The organism is Devosia sp. (assembly GCF_039927955.1).
Taxonomy (GTDB): domain Bacteria; phylum Pseudomonadota; class Alphaproteobacteria; order Rhizobiales; family Devosiaceae; genus Devosia.
On record NZ_JBDSUA010000008.1, the window covers coordinates 22,416 to 40,066 of the forward strand.

Below are 17,651 nucleotides of genomic sequence, written 5' to 3' on the forward strand. Positions count from 1 at the left end.
GGAGAAATGATGACCGTACCTCAATACACCGTAAAGTCCCGCGCCACACCGACAATTGGGAAATCTCCCTAGGGAGGGAACGATCAGTCGCCTGCCGCGCTGTGCGTCAATTCAGGATATAGCGCTCAAGGACCGCCAAAACACCGGTTTTCTGAACAGTTGGCCCGCCCGGCTAAACAGCACGTTCAGCCATGGTTCAGCCGGCAAGGTATCAACTCACCCTCAATAACGGCGATCCAGAGGGACGCCGGTTCACCAAATCGAGGACCTGAAAATGATCACCAAGCGCATCGCCATCGCATCTGCTCTCGCCGCTTTCACGGTGCTGACCACGGCCGGCGCCGCCTTCGCCGAAGCGGGCATTGCCAAATCCGTCGTCAATGTCCGCTCCGGCCCGGGCACCGGCTACGCCAAGGTCGATAGCCTCTACGCTGGCGAGGCCGTCAACGTGCTGGCCTGTAACACCTCCTGGTGCAAGATCGAGCATGATGGCCCGGATGGCTACGTCGCCAAATCCTACCTCAAGCCAGCGGCTGCCACCCCATCGAGCCCGAAAAAGGACATTCCGTTCAACCTCGGCCTGACCTTTGGCCCTGGCGGCCCAGCCATCTCCTTCGGCATCGGCGACGCACCGCTCCCGGCCCCCATTCCGGTGCCGGCAGCGTCCAAGGCCTGCTTCTTCAAGGGCCCGAACTTCACCGGCGCCAGCTTCTGCGTTCCCGCCAGCAGCCATGACAACCACATCGGCTTCAGCTGGAACGACAAGATCTCCTCGATCAAGCTCTATGGCGGCGCCCAGGTGCAGATCTGCCGTGGCTATAACTATACCGCCGGCTGCGCCGTCGTGCATACCAGCAAGCCCAGCCTGGGCTCGTTCGACGACGATACCTCGAGCTACCAGGCCTGGTAACCAGCGCCGCATCCGCTCCACAACGCCGCCCTCCGGGGCGGCGTTTGCTTTTACCGCTTCAGCGACCAGCCTTGTGGCCCGCCCCATCCATAAAATTGTACGCACTTTCACAGCTGTTTGCAGAGCCGCAGCCGCTATCCATGCTGGGCGCTGGCCCCTTGCTTGCGCCCGGGGGGACAGACGATGCGCTCATACTTCGATGCCATGCTGCGCTATTTCGAATTTTCCGGCCGCACCGGTCGCGCGCAATACTGGATCTACCAGTTCATCTCGCTCTTGGTCATCGGCGGCACGCTGTTCATCGAATTCAAGCTCAATCACACCCTGCCCGACCCGGAAAATCCGGCGACGCTGGTCTCGGTCGTCGCGCTGTTTCATGCTATTCCCGGGCTCACCGTCACCGTGCGCCGCCTGCACGATATCGGCAAATCCGGCTGGTGGTATCTGCTGAACTTTGTCCCGTTTGGCGGCCTCTTCATCCTCGTCTGGACCTGCTATGCCAGCCAGGACGGTGCCAATGACTTCGGCGAACCCAGCCACTTCACCCAGGCTCCCGCCACGCCCCGCCGCGGCTCCGTCAGCAATGCCCGCCTGCACGCCGCCATGGGTCGCACCCCGGCCGGCCGCAAGACGCCGGCCAGCGAACCCGGCGAAGGCCGCTTTATCTAGGCGTAGCCGACCCAGCCTCTAAAGCTCAGGCCCGCATAGAACAGCGCCACATCGGCAAACCCGGCCTCGCACAACATCGCCTCGTCGTCCTCCGGCGACAAAATGGAAAGCCGGGTCCCGATTGCCTGCCGGGCGCTCGCCACATTGGCTGGGTCCGTGCCGCCAAACGCCACGTGACGCGCGATCCACAGCGACCGCTCCGGTTCAGTCTGCGGAAAACTGATATGCGCAACCACAAGGGGCGCCCCCGGTGCCAGCCGGCGATGCAGCTGCCGCAGCGTCCCCAGCCTTTGCTCGCGTGCCACGAAATGCAGCGTCAGCAGGCAGGTCGCCCCATCGAATGGCCCGTCCGGTGCCACCTCGACATAGCCCTTGTGCAGGTTGATCCGCGCAGCGTGCGGCGCCACGAGTTGTTGTGCCACCGCCAGCATATCGCCCGATGGATCGACGCCATCAAAGCTCCACCCGGCATGCTCGTCCGCCAGGGCCTCGAGCTCCAGTCCCCGCCTGCCCCCAGCACCAGAACCCGCCCCTGCTCCGGCACGCGCTCCGCCAGCAGCATCGACGTCATCCGATGCAGGCTGGCAAATCCCGGAACCTGCCGTGCCGGCCCCTGGGCATAGGAGCGCGCATGGGCCCCCGAAAACACCGGCGTTTCGCCAATTGGCAAGGCAGGCATGGCATCATCTCCACTCACGTAACTTTTAATGTTACATAAGGGGCCGGAGTGTCAAGCTTCGTCTGGCGTCGCTCTAAAGGTGCTTCAACACCCGGGCCGGCACTCCAGCCGCCAGGGTGTCTGCCGGCACATTGCGGCTGACCACGGCGCCAGCGGCGATCACGGCATTATCGCCGATTGTGACCCCCGGCAGGATCGTCGCCGCCGCGCCGATCCACACATTGTTGCCGATGGTAATGGGCTTGGCGACAATACCATTGCGGCGCTCGGACGGCGCTACCGGATGGCCGGCCGAAATCAGGTTGACCTTGGGTCCAATCATCACGTCATCGCCGATGGTGATGCCGCCCATATCCATGAAGTGGCAGCCCTGGTTGATGAACACGTTGCTGCCCACAACAATGTTGAGCCCGCAATCGGTGGAGAACGGCGGAATGATCATGAACCGCTCGCCGACAGGCCTGCCGATCAGCTCGCAAAATGCCGCGCGCAGATCATCGAGGTCATCAAAACCAATATCGCTCAGCCGCGCCGAAAGCCGCACGGCGCGCTGCACATTCTCGAAACGTGCCCGGCCTTCGGCCGAGCGGGCTGGGTTGGTCATGGCGCCGATCCGGGTGAGTCGACCGCCATGATAGCGCAATTACACCAGCGCCAATTCCTGTTGTCAGGCCTTTGCGGCCCCTCACGGCACGTCAGTAAAGCGTCCGCTTGTATTCCTCTTCGAGATCGTCATCCAGTTTGCGCATCTCCCCCTCGCCGCTTGGAGCGCCGGTGGTCTGATCCAGAATGATTTTGATCAGCGACGGCATCTCGCGACGGTCCTGAAAATGCTCCGGACTCCACAACTTGGAGCGCCGGAACGCCTTGGCGCAATGCATGAAAACCGCGCTCACCTTGACCACGATGGCGAGCTTGGGCATGCGATCGTTGACGCTCATGCCCTCAAGAATTGCCGGGTCGGTTACCAGCACCGCCTGCCCGTTCACCCGCAAGGTGTCGTCAAACCCCGGAATGATGAACAGCAGTCCGACACTGGGATTGGCGATGATATTGATTAGGCTGTCGAGCCGGTTATTACCGGGCCGATCGGGGATCGCCAAAGTGCGCTCATCGAGAATTTTGACGAAACCCACCGGGTCCCCGCGCGGGCTGACATCGGCTTTGCCGTCCATATTCTGCGTGCCGATGCAGATGAAGGGCGACCGTTTGATGAAGGCCTGCGCATGCTTGTCGAGCCTGTCCTGGCACTTCACCACGGCCAGGTCATGCGTGGCCTCGAATAGACCGCGCAGCGACTGTTCATCCGCGATGACGAATTCTGGCTTGACCTCTAGTTCACTCATCAATTCCCCCCCCGGAAAGTGTCTTTTGGTTTGATCATCATGGCTGCCTGGCCCGTCTGGACCAGTGGGCCTGCGCTCCATCGCGGGCGCGATGATGCCCTCCTGCCCCACAGCAATACCACAGCAGCTCCAATTTGAGGTACGTACCTCAAATTGAGACAATCGTCAAGGGATCGGCGTTCTGGAAGAAAGCTCTGGCCCGGCACAGCAACGGCCCTGCCTGCAGATTTCTGCACTGGCGAACTGGATTATGTTCGCCGCGCCGTGCCATTGATTTGCAGATTGAGTGCCGAACTATTTAACTGACGCCAACTCGGAGCCAGCCAATGACCCCAACCATCACCGCCTTCGAAGCCTCCCCCGATCGCGGCCGGGGATTGGCGCGGGACATGCAGGTGCGCTGGGCGCTCGAGGAAGTGGGCCAGCCCTATGACGTGCGGCTGGTGTCCTTCAAACAGATGAAGGAGCCCCTGCATCTGGCGGTTCACCCTTTCGGGCAGATTCCGACCTACGAAGACGGCGACCTCGCTCTGTTTGAGTCAGCATCCATCGTGCTCTATATCGCCGAGCACCATCCAGGCCTGTTGCCCGCCGATACCGCCGGGCGCGCCCGCATCATCACCTGGATGTTTGCCGCCGGCGACTCCGTGAAGGCGCCGATCATTGAACGCGAAGGCGCCATTCTCACCGAGCGCGACAAGCCCTGGCACGCCGAGCGCCTGCCCATGCTCGACCAGCGCGTCCATGCCCGGCTGGCCCAGCTGTCCGCCCGCCTCGGCGATGCCGACTGGCTGGAAGGCGCGTTCAGCGCCGCCGATATCATGATGGTGGGCCTGCTGCGCCGTCCGGCCTGTTCGGACCTGCTCCAGGACCACCCCAACCTCGTCGCCTACGTCGCCCGCGCCGAATCCCGCCCCGCCTTCCAGCGCGCCTTCGATGCGCAGTTGGCGGTGTTCACCGATCAATCTAAAGGTGACCAACGCTAAAACCGCGTATTAGCTTGTCGTTAACGAAGGCAGGCAATCACCATAGGAAATTGCCAGTTGCTCCGTCATTCCTAGGCATCTGCTTGGGAGCCCATGGACATGATTTATTACAAGCGCCACGACATGTTCAGTACACTCGTCGCGACTGGCTTGATCACTACGACCGCTGGCTTGGCCATCATCAGCATCGTTGGCATAGAAAACGCCTTGCAGACTGCCCCTTTGCAAATTCTTATGGCTGTTGCCGCCCTATGTGCAGTGTCCGACGCCATTTGGCGCATTTTGACCAACAGACGCGTGGCCCTTGGGCTGCAAGTCGGCAAACTTTGCTACCCAAAATATGTTGGCCGTGTCGCGCGGTTGGAAAGAAGCACCGCTTGGGATCAGGACGGCCGCCTGGGTGCTCCTTGGTGTAGTGATGGCAGCATCAAAGCTTTACTTCGGCAGGTAGCCAGTCTCGCTCCGCGTTGAGGATCGGCATCTTGGCATCGATATCCCACCCACGCCGATACGTATAAGCTGCGCCGCCTCCGCGCTGCTGCTGCCCAGCGGAACCGAGGACGAGAGCCAGGGCCTCCGTCCCTATTTCGAAACCAAAGGCCGCTACGCGCTGCTGGCAATCGCCGCTTTCCATATTCTGAGCGTCTTCGCCAATCTGTCCTTCTTCAGGGCGCCGCTGCTGTCGTTCTGGGCGATGATGGAACTCCCCCTTATGCGCTGCCCCTGCTCGGCTTCTTCCTGCGCCAACGCGCGCTGCAGGTTGCAGTCGTCTGCCTCTACCTGCCGCTGTCCGCCCTCGACATCTGGCTATCGGCAGGCGTCTGAACAGACGCTCCGCCCGCTTGACGCGCCGCCTCCAACTGCAACAATGGCCCGCACCATCAAGAGGATCACCCGCATGTCCGACTACCGCATGACCGGCGGCTGCCAGTGCGGCGCCGTCCGCTACGAGTTCCTGGCCCGCCGGAAAACGTTCATGTCTGCCATTGCCGCATGTGCCAGAAGGCTGTGGGCGGTCCGTTCGCAGTGATCTGCCCGGTGTTCAAATCCGCGTTTCGCGTCACGCGCGGCGCCATCACCTATTTCCGCAGTTCGGCCATGGCGCAGCGCGGCTTCTGCAGCAATTGCGGTACGCCATTGATTTTCGACTATCCCGAATTTCCCGATCTCGGCGTGTTGGCCGGCAGTCTCGATCATCCCGAACTGGTGCCGCCGGTGGTGCAATACGGCATCGAAAGCCGCGTCCCCTGGTATCAGCACCTGCCCGAACTGCCCGGCGACAAACCCACCTACACCGTCGATCCTAACGGCTACCTGCCCAAGATCGCCGCCTCCAACCGCCAGCATCCCGATCACGACACCGGCGACTGGCCGCTCATGCCGGTACAGGACCCCTATTAGGGTGTGTTGGGATTAGGTCAGGACGAGGCGAAAACGGCGGTTTTCGAGAAGTGATGAGCTTCTTGAAAAAGGTCCTGTGGACCTTTTTAGCGAAGAACGCCCGTAGAGCTACGCTCGAAGGGCTATGGCGCAACGTACGTTTGGTACGTGAGCACCGGAAGCGCAGAAAATCGACGTTTGCAGCCCGACATCACCTAATCCCGACATACCCTAGCCTCGCGCCCGCGCAACTCGGCCAGATAGTCGCGCAGCAGCGCCGCCCGGCGTGGCCGAAAACTGTCGCCGGTCCCCTGCAGATCGCTGATCCGCTCCAGCCGGAACATCCGGAACGCCTCGCGCAAACAGCACCACGCCAAGAGCGTTAGCGCCCGGTCGGTATAGACAATCGCCAGTGGCAAAATCACCCGCTCGGTCACCGCATCGCCCTTGTCGGCATAACGGATGTGCAGCGCCTGCTCGCCCCAGCAGGCCTGCCTGATGCGGTCGATATCGATCGCCAGCGGATAACGCCCATCGGGACGATAGACCTGCGAAATTGCATGAAACAGCTGCTGATCGCGGCCATCCGGCAGTGTCGCCGCCACCTTGGCCAGCACCGACGCTGCCGCCTTGGCCAGCGCCGGATCGCCCATATGCCGCACTTCGGCCAGCCCCAGCGCAATCGCCTCGATCTCGGCCCGATCGAACGTCTGCGGCGGCAGCGCATAATCCTCGATCAGCCGATAGCCATAGCCGCGCTCGCCCTCGATCCGCGCGCCGGCCGCCCGCAGGCTGTCGATATCGCGATACAGCGAGCGCAGCGATACTTCCATTTCCCCGGCCAGGCGCGCCGCCGTGATCGGCGCCGGCATCACCCGCATCGCCTGCAACAATCGAAAAAGCCGGTCCGGTCGCGCCATCATCCAACTGTCGGAAACTGTCAGTTGGGGAGCGATATATCAGCTCTCATCAGGCGACACAAAGGAACCCGCCATGACCATCAAGACCACCACCCACCTCAATTTCCGCGACCAGGCCCGCGCCGCTCTGGCCTTCTATCAGTCCGTGTTCGGCGGCGATCTGGCCCTGATCTCCTATTCCGATGCCCATGCCGTGCAGAACCCAGCCGAGGCCGAGCAGATCATGTGGGGCCAGGTCGCCGCCGATAACGGCTTCCGCATCATGGCCTATGACGTGCCCTCGGCCCTGGGCTGGAATGCCGGCGAAATCCCGGTCTTCGTCTCGGTCCGGGGCAGCGAAGCCGCCGAAATCACCGCCTATTGGGCAAAGCTGGCCGAAGCCGCCACCATCATCCAGCCGCTCGCCCCCGCCGGCTGGTCGCCGCTCTACGGCATGCTCAAGGACCGCTTCGGCATCACCTGGGTTCTCGACGTCGAAGCCGCCGACGCGGCGTGACGGCCGGGGCGGCGCGCCGGCTCTGCGCCGCGCCGCCTAATGCTGCCCGAACAGCTGCGCCAGCCCAAGATTGAGCGCCACCAGCACCCCGAACACCGCCGCCCAAAACCCCTGCCCGGCCAGCAGCATCAACAGGGTCGTGGCGCCGAACATGCCGATCTTGAACACCAGCAACCACGGCTCCGGCAGCCGCATCGCCGACATCGGCGCCCCCCAGACCGCCCACACGGCGGTCGCCAGTGCCACCACCACGATCACCAGCGCCCAGCGGATCAACAGGTCCTGCGATAGCCCGAACGCCCACACGCCCAGCCCTGCCAGCATTGCCAGCTCCAGGGCAAAGGCCAGCCCCAGATTCACGCCGCGTAACATCGTCATCATCGTCTCCCTCGCTGCAGCCACACTGCGCCGCCATCGGGGCCGCGTCATTCCACCAAAATCCTATGTCCATTATGCAGCATTGCTGACACCCCCTGTCAGCAGCCCCCGTTCCCTCTCCGTTCGATAGCCGATATGGTGTTGGGAACATTGCATTGACGCGGCTCGTTCCCCATTTGAGTCGCCTCCCCCGACGCACGGTGTTCCCCTATGGCCGACAAGCCAGCTTCCCGCCCCGGTAAAGCCGAGTTCTCGATCGACGATTTCATCGGCGAAATCGAAAAGCACGAGGACAGCATTGCGGCCAAGCCGCTCTATGCCGAGCGCATGCGCAACAAGCGCGCCCTCGATCGCGCCGATCAGGCCGCCGCTGCCGCCGAGGATGAGGCGAAAGCCAAGGCGGCCCAGGCCCTCCGCCGCGAGGCGGAAAAAGCAGCGGCAAAGCCAAAGACCGCGCTGGAAAAGCGCCGCACCACCAAATCCAGCCACGATACCGTCACCGGCATGTCCGCCAAGTCGCCCAAATCCAAGGCGAACTCGGTCGAACGCCCGACCAATCTTGACGGTTTTGGCGAAACCGAACAGGCCGGCTTCGGCCACATGCCATCCGGCCAGATGACTGCCCGCGACCTCAGTCGCGAAGCTGCTAAGAACCCGGAAGTGCAGGAAAAGCTCCGCGAAGCGCTTACCAAAGCCAAAAAATCCCGCGGCGCCCCGAAAATCGCCGGCTCCACCCTCGATGACTCCGGCACCGTTGGCGTCACCGCGACCGTGAAAGCCCTCGAACAGATCATCCTGCATGGCCGCAAGGAAGTCGAAGGCTCCTCGCCCTGGGCCCCGCATCGCCCCACCCGCCCGGTGCGCGAAGCCAGCCGCCCGTTCCGCATGGTCACGCCCTACCAGCCCGCCGGCGACCAGCCCACCGCCATCGAGGAACTGGTCGAAGGCGTCAACAATGGCGAAACCGACCAGGTCCTGCTCGGCGTTACCGGCTCGGGCAAAACCTTCACCGCTGCCCAGGTCATCGCCCGCACCAACCGTCCGGCGCTGATCCTGGCCCCCAACAAGACCCTCGCCGCCCAGCTTTATGGCGAGTTCAAGAGCTTTTTCCCCGACAACGCGGTGGAATACTTCGTCTCCTACTACGACTACTACCAGCCCGAGGCCTATGTGCCGCGCACCGATACCTATATCGAGAAGGAATCCACCATCAACGAGCAGATCGACCGCATGCGCCACTCGGCCACGCGCTCGATCCTCGAGCGCAACGACGTCATCATCGTCTCCTCGGTCTCCTGCATTTACGGCATCGGCTCGGTCGAAGACTACACCGCCATGACCGTCGACCTGCAAAAGGGCCAGAAGATCGACCAGCGCGAGGTCTTGGCCAAGCTCGTTGCCCTGCAATACAAGCGCGGCGACACCGGCTTCGTGCGTGGCACCTTCCGGGTCCGTGGCGACACCATCGAGCTGTTCCCCGCCCACTATGAAGCCGCCGCCTGGCGCGTCACCCTGTTCGGCAACGAAATCGAATCCATCGCCGAGTTCGATCCGCTGACCGGCAAGAAGTCCGCCGATCTCACCTTCGTGCGCGTCTATGCCAATTCCCACCACGTCACGCCCCGCGCCACCATGAACCAGGCGATCAAGCTGATCCGCGCCGAACTCGCTGCCCGCCTGCAGGAGCTCAACGGCGCCGGCCGCTTCCTTGAAGCCCAGCGCCTCGAACAGCGCAGCCTGTTCGATCTGGAAATGATGGAAGCCACCGGCTCCTGCGCCGGCATCGAAAACTATTCGCGTTACTTTTCCGGCCGCAAACCCGGCGAGCCGCCACCCACCCTGTTCGAATACCTGCCCGACAACGCCCTGGTCTTCGTCGACGAATCCCACGTCACCATCGGCCAGCTCGGCGCCATGTATCGCGGCGACCTGCGCCGCAAGGCGACGCTGGCCGAATACGGCTTCCGCCTCCCCTCCTGCATGGACAACCGTCCGCTCCGCTTCGAGGAATGGAACGCCATGCGCCCGCAATCGGTCTACGTATCGGCCACCCCCGGCTCCTGGGAAATGGAACAGACCGGCGGCGTCTTTGCCGAACAGGTCATCCGCCCCACCGGCCTGATCGATCCCCCGGTCGAAATCCGCCCCGCCAAGGCCCAGGTCGATGACGTGGTCGATGAAATCCGCCAGACCAACAAGCAGGGCTATCGCACCCTGCTCACCGTCCTCACCAAGAAAATGGCCGAGGACCTCACCGAATACCTGCACGAACAGGGCATTCGCGTGCGCTACATGCACTCCGATGTCGACACCATCGAGCGCATCGAAATCATCCGCGATCTCCGCCTCGGCGCCTTCGACGTCCTCGTCGGCATCAACCTGCTGCGCGAGGGCCTCGACATCCCCGAATGCGGCCTGGTCGCCATTCTCGATGCCGACAAGGAAGGCTTCCTTCGAAGCGAAACCTCATTGATCCAGACCATCGGCCGCGCTGCCCGCAACGTCGATGGCAAGGTCGTGCTCTATGCCGATCGCATCACCGGCTCCATGGAACGCGCCATCGCCGAAACCAACCGCCGCCGCGAAAAACAGGTCGCCTACAACACCGAACACGGCATCACCCCGCAATCGGTCAAATCCAACATCCACGACATCGTCGACTCGGTTTACGAACGCGACCACGTCACCATCAGCATTGGCAAAGGCCGCGACGGCAAAGAACAAGTCCAGGTCGGCGCCAACCTGGCGGCGGTTATCAAAGACATGGAAACCCAGATGCGCGAAGCGGCGACGAACCTGGAGTTCGAAAAGGCTGCACGGCTGCGCGACGAGGTCAAGCGGCTGCGGGAGATGGAGTTGGATACGTTGGAAGCGCCGAATGAGACCTAATAGTTCTTGATACAATGTGGGTGTCGACCACCTAAGGTGAAAGGCGGCCTAGCTTCGTCGACAATGAAGAACTACGATGCGACATGAACACAAATCTTAAAGTCGCACTGTGAACGAACATCAAAAAAAGCTCGTAGAGGCGGGAGAGCTGGTAGTCGCTCTACCTTTTCTTGAGGGACGGGACCAATGGCGCGGATCGGTTCTTTCTGGACCGGAATGGGCGCTATACAACGGCTCTGCCCTAGAGGTCCTACGTCAGCTACCTGCAAACTCCATTAGTTGCGTGGTCACGTCACCGCCATATTTTTGGTTGCGCGACTATGGTGTGGAGGGGCAGATTGGGCTCGAGGGAAGCGTAGAAGAGTACGTCGCCAACCTCGCTGAAGTTATGCTTGAGGTACAGCGCGTATTGCGGCCAGACGGCCTTTTATTTTTAAACATTGGCGATACCTTCTATTCCGGAAAGGGAGAGTCACAAGGTACGGATCGCAAAAGCAGCAAACGTCGCTTTGGTCTTCGAGCAGTTGACCGAAGCGGTGGTATGGGCATTGGCCTTCAGCGAAAGTCGCTCATAGGTGTACCTTGGCGCGTTGCCATGCGTCTTGCGGAGCAGAAATGGGTCCTTAGAAGCTCAGTTATCTGGCACCGCAAGCATGCGCTCCCTGAGCCCGTTCGAGATAGGGCTGGCAGAAGCTATGAATACGTTTTCATGCTGGCCAAGTCTAGAAAATACTATTTCGATAAGACTCCGCTGATCGAAAAGAAAATAGATGAAGATATGTGGAGCATCGCTGCAAAGCCAAAAGCGCGAACCGGCATTGAAACTGCTCCGTTTCCTGATGAATTGGTAGAGCGCTGTCTTTCTATCGGTTGCCGCCCTGGCGGCGTTGTGCTTGACCCGTTTTCTGGTAGTGGCACAACGGTCAGAGTTGCTGTTAAGATGGGACACTCAGCAATTGGGATTGAATTAAATAGAGAATTTTGTCTCTATACTGCTAATGAAATGGCAATCAACCGATAATGCATCTATCAGCAATGGTCATTCAAGACGCCGTACGACGTCTACAGGACGTGCATCCCTTCTTGGGCATCACCTATGTCGCTTGCAAACAAAAGCAGCTGAGCGTCGGTGAGACCCAAGCTATCAGCCTTGATGCCCTTACTAAAGACCATATGAACAAGCATCATCAGATACTCGATGATAGTTCCTATTATTTTCAGCCATTTAAGAGCGTAAAAGAATGGGTAAGCCATAAGTACCCTTCGTCGGGACTACAGGCAATAAATACGCAGACATTTGGAAAAGTTTTCAATCATCCCAGAAACTCAAATCGCTGGGGATTCGTCAGCGAATATGAAAAAGTAGTGGCAGAAGTTCTGCGTGCTACTGGAAATTCTCCGGCAGCACCTCTGATACCATTGGCGATTTGGCTATATAAATTTGAAGATTTTGGACCGGCTGCCAATTTCGATACGTTGGTAGATCGCTTTATTTCAGACTATCATCTAACTTCCCACGAACTCGATATTTTGTTTTCGAGGGATCCTGAACTCTTCGACGAAACTATTGTGGCTTGGCAGTCTGAAGCAGCCACCTCCTTCGAAATTCTTACTGATTTTTCTCTTCCTCCGGACGCCTCTCCCGAGGCATTCACGTCAGTCTCGTCATTAAGTTTAGAAAATGTCGGGCCTGCAACGGTTGTAGATTTTGAACCTGGTGAGCGGCTTACAATCGTCACTGGCGACAACGGACTAGGGAAATCATTTCTTCTAGAGGCGGTATGGTGGGCAACAACCACACAGTGGGCAGAAAGGCAGGCACTACCTTCAAACTTCGACACTGACGTAAGCCCAATGATTCATTTCGAAGTAATTGGGAAGTCTGGTCAGACGGCGAACCACTCAAGTTCCTTTGAATGGAGGCCGTACCGGTGGTCTGAAATAACGTCGTACGATGGCGTTCAGGCAATCGCCTTGTACTCTAGAGCAGACGGTTCCTTTGCGGCCTATGATCCTGTTCGAGGCTTGTTTGACACCACAGCTCTAAGGCAATTTTTCTCCCCTACCGACGCTTGGGAAGGTAACGGCCACATTATTCAGGGCCTGATTAAGGATTGGGTTCAGTGGAAGAACGCGCCCGACCAGACCCAATTCAAAAGATTCTGCGTACTACTTCAACAGTTGTCACCAATTGACCTAGGGGAATTGTCTCCTGGAGAAATCGAACGTCAACCACGTGACGCCCGTCTAATACCAACTTTGAAACATAAGTATGGAACGGTACCAATAACCCATCTATCTTCTGGGGTAAAAAGAGTATTAATTCTTGCCTACTTAATTTCATGGATTTGGCAAGAACACGAGGTTGCAGCAGAACAGCAGTTAGTTCCAAAACTTACAAGATTTACGCTAATTATTGACGAGCTTGAAGCACATCTTCATCCAAAATGGCAAAGAACCGTATTACCTGCCCTTTTGGGAGTGGCAGAACATCTTTCGGACGATCTTTCAATTCAAACAGTAGTAGCCACACATTCACCGATGATTTTGGCTTCGATGGAAACTCACTTCGACGACATGCGAGATGCGCTTTATCACTTGAGCGCCGACGACGAGGGAGTTGAGCTATCTGGTATGGAATTTAGAAAATATGGCAACATTGCCTCTTGGCTTACGTCCCCAGTATTTGGCCTTAAGCACGCTAGGTCGACCGAAGCCGAAGTTGCGATTGAGAAGGCCAAGCGTCTGCAACTTGCGCAAATTGTTGAGGCAAGCGAGGTTTCCGAGACAAATAGGCTTTTGCTGGTCAGCCTTGCCGAAGACGACAGTTTTTGGCCCAGATGGATATCGTTTGCAGAAGCCCACGGGGTGAGATTTTGATACGCGTGAACGCTCGCCCAGAACCGGCCAGCTTTCACGACAATGTTCGGCTTCGGGGTCAGAAATTTCTTCAATCCGTGCCTAATCCTAACAACAAACAGTTTAGGCCGCACAGCTACTGGACTTATGCTAGCGCGGATCTAAGACGAGAATACTCCGGCGTCTGCGCATATACAGGTATGTTCCTGGTTCAGGGCTCTATCGACCATTTCCACCCAAAATCTATCTATCCAAAATGCGCATACGAGTGGAACAATCTTCGTTATTGCAACAGCAAAGCAAATAATACAAAAGACAACAGCGAGTTTGTACTGGACCCGTTCTCCGTTGGAGACGACTGGTTTCATTTATTATTTCCGTCGTGCCAAGTGACGCCCAACCCCAATCTCGCCAAAATAGATCGGTATAAGGTTAGACAGTCTATCGATATTTTGCACCTAAACTCTGATGATGATTTTGTGCAACAACGAAGCGACTTTTGCGTCTCGTATGCGGACGGCGATGCTGATTTCGATAGATTGCAGAAGCTATCGCCGTTTGTTGCTCGGGAGTTGCTACGCCAAGGCCTGAACACACCTGAGAAGGTTGCCAATATATTTGGGAGAGGTCGAGGCCCAAAGCCGGCTCGCCCTGACGATATTAATTAGGGTCGCGGACCGAGGTAAAATTATAAACTCCCCAATCGCCCCAATAAAAAACCTTCGTGGGACACCTGCACCCTCCGCCGCATCATCGCCCATGTCCGACGTGCTCAAACACAGCTCCCCGCTCTCCAATGGCGGACCGCCGCTCGATGATGATGCGCCCCCTTGGGGTCGCAACGGCGTTGGCAATTATTTCGAGTGGGCGGCGGCCAAGAAGCAGGCGTTCGATGTGCCCTATGACATCGCCATGTTGCGGGTGAAGCGGGCCGAGCTGATCGGGCGGACCTATACCGAGTACACGCTGGAAATCCTCGAACGCGGCCGCTACCTGAGCGCCAGCGACACCGCCCGCATCGCCGAAATCATCCGCAAGCGTCCGATCCGGTATTAGGGGTCTCTTGCAAGGAACCACCAGTCGTCACCCCTCGCCCCTTGCGGGAGAGTGACAGCAATTCTGCGTCCAGCAGAATTGCAGGGTGAGGGGTTCTCTCCTCCGCACGATGACCAGAGAGAGACCCCTCATCCGCCCTTCGGGCACCTTCTCCCGCAAGGGGAGAAGGGTAGACAAGAGGTGCCGCCCGCCCACTGAGCGCCCCTTATCCCCACCCCGCCCGCACGCCCCATAATCCCCGGTTTAACCCCGGAGCCAATATGACCCGCACCACTCTCTCGCCACGCACCATCAACGCCTATAATCGTTTCGCCAAGGAAATCGCCGCCATCAATTTCATCCGCCGGGAAAAGCCCAGCGGCGCCCTGGGGTCATCGACGGTGGCCACCTGCAACAAGCTGGTTGCCGCCGCCAACCGGCTGTTCAAGCCGGAGCCGGACATGCCGCGCTTCCTGCGCATCGATCCGACCACGCCGATGACCCAGGCCGATCTACGATTGCTGACTGCGCGGCTCACCGCCGCCGCCCTCGATTTCGAGGAGCGCTATGCGCACCTGAGCGGCACCACGGCCCGCCTGATCGACCGGTCCGGCCTGCCCTCGCCGCACCGTCACTGAAAAACTTATCCCCGTCGCCAAAAGCCGTGGCATCATGCCTCCATTCCCGCCAGTCACTTGGCGCTGACGCGGCGTCAAGGCGGGAAGACCGGCAGATGGGGGCGCTCGTCTGGGCATGGGGACTTCGTCGCTGTTCCGGCACAGCCGGACAAATGTCTCCGGCGGAGACATTTGAGGCAGAGAAGGCCATGAGAGCTGCGCTCGAATGGCCAGGCGCGCAGGGCTGCAATAATGCCCTGCACGAACCGAACCTGCCGAAAATCCGGATCGTGACGGGCGGCTTTTGCTTCCCCTAACCAAACCTCAGAGGCAAAAGCCGCCCGTTACCGTGATTCCCCGCAGGCGCCTGGCGCCGTGCGGCCAATGCTGTTTGCACCCGATCATCCTGCCCCAAATTCGCCCGCCGCGCGTTACACAAGCAGCCATCGGAGAATCATCATGCGCGCTTTGCCCCTCGTTCCCATCCTGCTGCTGTTCGCCGCCCCGGCCCTGGCCTTTGACAATACCGCCACCGTCGCCGGCAATCCGCCGTTCTATGACGGTCCCGGCTACGACTACACCGCCCAGGGCCGCCTGCCGGCCGGCGCCACCGTAACTCTGGAACAATGCACGCCCGATGGCGATACACCCTTCCCCGGCTATCCGCGCCGCCGCCACACCGATGGCTCGTTCTGCCTGATCCGCGGTGCCGGCTGGGTCGATGCCGCGTTCCTCGTCGGCATGCGCGCCAAGGTCAACGTCACCGATCCCAGCTCGATCAGCACCCCGCCCAATGGGCTGCTCGGCGGCTCGTCGCTGTCCGACCAGTTCGGCGTGGATTTTTTCGGCGACCAGAAAAACCCGCAATGATTTTGGATCACCCGATTTCTGAATGAAGATGAACCGGCGCTTCAGTGCCGGTTCAACCGCCATCCCTCACAACGGCAGCAAGGCAATTGTGCCACCATGAGGGATTTCCGATGTCTATCAAGCTCAGCCTGCTCACCCTGTCCATGCTCGCCGCCACCAGCGTCGCGGCGTTCGCGACACCGGCCATCGTCAACCACAACGTCAATGTCCGCAGCGGCCCGGGCCTTGAATACCGCGTCATCGGCCAGGCCTGGCAGGGCACTTCGGTCGATGTCACCTATTGCGACGATGACGAAGAATGGTGTCTGGTCAACCAGTCCGGCTGGGTCCGCGCCACCTACCTCACCACCGGCTGGGGTGAAGGCCCATTCTCCGAATATCACCCGGAAGACGCAAACGACCTCGATGCGCCCACCTATTGGGTCAACCCGTCTCGCCGCGTCACGCCATATTTCGCAGCACCATCACTGCACCGCGCCATGCCGATGTTCGACCACCGCGACTGCGTCAGCAGCGGCGTCGCCGCGATGTGCCTGTAGCCCCTAAAGCCAGCCGCTCAGTTCCCGCCGGACCATGGCCTCGATCATGTCCATGCCGGCGGGGCTATCGTTCAGGCAGGGGATATAGGCAAACTTATCCCCGCCTGCTTCCATAAAGGTATCCTTGCCCTGCATGGCAATCTCTTCGAGCGTCTCGATACAGTCCGCAGAGAACGCTGGCGCCAGGATCGCCACCTTCCTGATGCCCTTGCCCGGCAGTTCGCCCAGCGTCACGTCGGTATAGGGCTCCAGCCATTTGGTCGGCCCGAAGCGCGACTGAAAGGTCAGCATCAGCTTTTCTTTCGGCCAGCCCAGATATTCGCGCAGCAGCCGCGTCGTCTTGTAGCACTGGCAATGATAGACATCGCCGCGCTCCAGATAGCTCACCGGCATGCCGTGATAGCTGGTGATCACCACGTCCGGCTCGAAATCCAGCGCTGCCACCCCGTCGCGGATCGAATTGCCCAGCGTCTCGATATACTTGGGGTCTTCGAAATAGGCCGGCGCCGTCCGCACCGCGGGCTGCCAGCGGATGGTCTTGAGCACGTCGAACGCCTTGTCATTGGCCGTCGCCGTGGTGGTCGCCGAGTTCTGCGGATACAGCGGCACCAGCAGGATTTTGCCACAGCCGGCGTCGTGAAGCGCCTTCAGCCGGGACTCGGTGGACGGATTGCCATAGCGCATGGCAAAATCCACGATGACATCGGCATGACCACTCAACCGCTGCGCCAGCGCTTCGCTCTGCTTGCGGGTAATCACCAGCAGCGGGCTTTCATTGCGCTCCTTGTCCCAGATCTGGGCATAGGCATGCCCGGATTTTTGCGGCCGCACCGTCAAGATCACCAGGTTCAGCAATGGCCACCACAGCCATCGTGGCGTCTCGATCACGCGCCGGTCGCTGAGAAATTCCTTCAGATACCGCCGCACGCTCCAGTAATCCGTCGCATCGGGCGTACCCAGATTGAGCAGCAGCACGCCGATTTTCGGCTTGTTGACGGGCGGATGGTTGACAGGCAGGTGATCGGACATGAGCCGCCGCAGTCTGGAATGTTTCAAAGCTGCGTCACCATAGCCGCCC

General features: G+C 59.7%; 21 protein-coding genes and 1 pseudogene. 15 read left to right on the forward strand and 7 right to left on the reverse strand.

The genetic code is table 11. The annotated features are described in order from the left end of the window. The first annotated feature begins 274 nt into the window (after nucleotides 1–274). Together ABIT12_RS03800 and ABIT12_RS03805 are read left to right on the forward strand one after the other, a co-directional pair. Nucleotides 275–910: an SH3 domain-containing protein gene (locus ABIT12_RS03800; RefSeq protein WP_348043911.1), complete on the forward strand. Its 636-nt coding sequence runs from the start codon at nucleotides 275–277 to the stop codon at nucleotides 908–910. Between the two features lie 183 nt (nucleotides 911–1,093). Continuing rightward, the gene (locus tag ABIT12_RS03805) at nucleotides 1,094–1,579 is read left to right on the forward strand and encodes a DUF805 domain-containing protein (protein WP_348043913.1); all 486 of its coding nucleotides are present in this window, start codon (nucleotides 1,094–1,096) and stop codon (nucleotides 1,577–1,579) included. Here ABIT12_RS03805 and ABIT12_RS03810 read toward each other — a convergent pair. The 3 genes and pseudogenes from ABIT12_RS03810 to ABIT12_RS03820 form a co-directional block, all read right to left on the reverse strand. Continuing rightward, a pseudogene (locus ABIT12_RS03810) lies at nucleotides 1,576–2,258 on the reverse strand (class I SAM-dependent methyltransferase). The gene ABIT12_RS03805 and the pseudogene ABIT12_RS03810 sit on opposite strands and share 4 nt — an antisense overlap. Before the next feature lie 73 nt (nucleotides 2,259–2,331). Next, a complete protein-coding gene (locus ABIT12_RS03815) occupies nucleotides 2,332–2,862 on the reverse strand; it encodes a sugar O-acetyltransferase (RefSeq protein WP_348043915.1) in 531 nt (176 codons plus the stop codon). Between the two features lie 91 nt (nucleotides 2,863–2,953). Further along, entirely contained in the window at nucleotides 2,954–3,604 is a 651-nt protein-coding gene (locus ABIT12_RS03820; RefSeq protein WP_348043917.1) for a pyridoxamine 5'-phosphate oxidase family protein, read from the reverse strand. 326 nt (nucleotides 3,605–3,930) lie between these two features. Between ABIT12_RS03820 and ABIT12_RS03825 the strand changes: the two genes are divergently transcribed. Beyond that, the gene (locus ABIT12_RS03825) at nucleotides 3,931–4,590 is read left to right on the forward strand and encodes a glutathione S-transferase family protein (RefSeq protein ID WP_348043919.1); all 660 of its coding nucleotides are present in this window, start codon (nucleotides 3,931–3,933) and stop codon (nucleotides 4,588–4,590) included. A 99-nt stretch (nucleotides 4,591–4,689) separates the two neighbouring features. Continuing rightward, nucleotides 4,690–5,061 (forward strand): hypothetical protein, encoded by a 372-nt coding sequence (locus tag ABIT12_RS03830; RefSeq protein ID WP_348043921.1) that lies wholly within the window; start codon nucleotides 4,690–4,692, stop codon nucleotides 5,059–5,061. Between the two features lie 132 nt (nucleotides 5,062–5,193). On the opposite strand, the gene ABIT12_RS03835 is transcribed toward ABIT12_RS03830, so the two are convergent. Then, nucleotides 5,194–5,337 carry a hypothetical protein gene (locus tag ABIT12_RS03835; RefSeq protein ID WP_348043923.1) on the reverse strand — a complete coding sequence of 48 codons (144 nt, stop codon included), beginning with the start codon at nucleotides 5,335–5,337 and terminating at the stop codon, nucleotides 5,194–5,196. A gap of 151 nt (nucleotides 5,338–5,488) precedes the next feature. Here ABIT12_RS03835 and ABIT12_RS03840 point away from each other — a divergent pair, with 151 nt between their 5' ends. Together ABIT12_RS03840 and ABIT12_RS03845 are read left to right on the forward strand one after the other, a co-directional pair. Then, nucleotides 5,489–5,620, forward strand: coding sequence for a hypothetical protein (locus ABIT12_RS03840; protein ID WP_348043925.1), 132 nt, complete (start codon nucleotides 5,489–5,491; stop codon nucleotides 5,618–5,620). Between the two features lie 8 nt (nucleotides 5,621–5,628). Next, a complete protein-coding gene (locus ABIT12_RS03845) occupies nucleotides 5,629–5,991 on the forward strand; it encodes a GFA family protein (RefSeq protein ID WP_348043927.1) in 363 nt (120 codons plus the stop codon). Nucleotides 5,992–6,185: 194 nt separating this feature from the next. Here the strand turns inward: ABIT12_RS03845 and ABIT12_RS03850 are convergent, their stop codons facing one another. Further along, nucleotides 6,186–6,890: a YafY family protein gene (locus tag ABIT12_RS03850; RefSeq protein ID WP_348044021.1), complete on the reverse strand. Its 705-nt coding sequence runs from the start codon at nucleotides 6,888–6,890 to the stop codon at nucleotides 6,186–6,188. 73 nt (nucleotides 6,891–6,963) lie between these two features. Between ABIT12_RS03850 and ABIT12_RS03855 the strand changes: the two genes are divergently transcribed. Continuing rightward, nucleotides 6,964–7,386, forward strand: a complete 423-nt coding sequence (locus tag ABIT12_RS03855; RefSeq protein WP_348043929.1) for a VOC family protein — start codon at nucleotides 6,964–6,966, stop codon at nucleotides 7,384–7,386. Nucleotides 7,387–7,422: 36 nt separating this feature from the next. Here ABIT12_RS03855 and ABIT12_RS03860 read toward each other — a convergent pair whose 3' ends face one another. Beyond that, entirely contained in the window at nucleotides 7,423–7,764 is a 342-nt protein-coding gene (locus ABIT12_RS03860; protein WP_348043934.1) for a YrdB family protein, read from the reverse strand. A gap of 327 nt (nucleotides 7,765–8,091) precedes the next feature. Between ABIT12_RS03860 and uvrB the strand changes: the two genes are divergently transcribed. The 8 genes from uvrB (at nucleotide 8,092) to ABIT12_RS03900 (ending at nucleotide 16,573) form a co-directional block, all read left to right on the forward strand. Further along, nucleotides 8,092–10,653 (forward strand): excinuclease ABC subunit UvrB, encoded by a 2,562-nt coding sequence (uvrB, locus tag ABIT12_RS03865; RefSeq protein WP_407065583.1) that lies wholly within the window; start codon nucleotides 8,092–8,094, stop codon nucleotides 10,651–10,653. 109 nt (nucleotides 10,654–10,762) lie between these two features. After that, the gene (locus ABIT12_RS03870) at nucleotides 10,763–11,674 is read left to right on the forward strand and encodes a site-specific DNA-methyltransferase (RefSeq protein WP_348043936.1); all 912 of its coding nucleotides are present in this window, start codon (nucleotides 10,763–10,765) and stop codon (nucleotides 11,672–11,674) included. Between the two features lie 62 nt (nucleotides 11,675–11,736). Next, nucleotides 11,737–13,533 (forward strand): AAA family ATPase, encoded by a 1,797-nt coding sequence (locus tag ABIT12_RS03875; protein ID WP_348043938.1) that lies wholly within the window; start codon nucleotides 11,737–11,739, stop codon nucleotides 13,531–13,533. Nucleotides 13,534–13,712: 179 nt separating this feature from the next. Further along, complete coding sequence (locus ABIT12_RS03880) at nucleotides 13,713–14,180, forward strand: hypothetical protein (protein ID WP_348063292.1); 468 nt, start codon at nucleotides 13,713–13,715, stop codon at nucleotides 14,178–14,180. A gap of 91 nt (nucleotides 14,181–14,271) precedes the next feature. Continuing rightward, nucleotides 14,272–14,568, forward strand: a complete 297-nt coding sequence (locus ABIT12_RS03885; RefSeq protein ID WP_348043940.1) for a hypothetical protein — start codon at nucleotides 14,272–14,274, stop codon at nucleotides 14,566–14,568. Between the two features lie 260 nt (nucleotides 14,569–14,828). Then, nucleotides 14,829–15,185 (forward strand): hypothetical protein, encoded by a 357-nt coding sequence (locus tag ABIT12_RS03890; protein ID WP_348043942.1) that lies wholly within the window; start codon nucleotides 14,829–14,831, stop codon nucleotides 15,183–15,185. Between the two features lie 438 nt (nucleotides 15,186–15,623). Next, nucleotides 15,624–16,034, forward strand: a complete 411-nt coding sequence (locus ABIT12_RS03895; protein WP_348043944.1) for a hypothetical protein — start codon at nucleotides 15,624–15,626, stop codon at nucleotides 16,032–16,034. Nucleotides 16,035–16,144: 110 nt separating this feature from the next. Then, the gene (locus tag ABIT12_RS03900; RefSeq protein WP_348043946.1) at nucleotides 16,145–16,573 is read left to right on the forward strand and encodes an SH3 domain-containing protein; all 429 of its coding nucleotides are present in this window, start codon (nucleotides 16,145–16,147) and stop codon (nucleotides 16,571–16,573) included. A gap of 3 nt (nucleotides 16,574–16,576) precedes the next feature. On the opposite strand, the gene hemH is transcribed toward ABIT12_RS03900, so the two are convergent. Next, on the reverse strand, nucleotides 16,577–17,602 hold the full coding sequence (gene hemH, locus ABIT12_RS03905) for a ferrochelatase (protein ID WP_348043948.1): 1,026 nt from the start codon (nucleotides 17,600–17,602) through the stop codon (nucleotides 16,577–16,579). Nucleotides 17,603–17,651 lie beyond the last annotated feature (49 nt).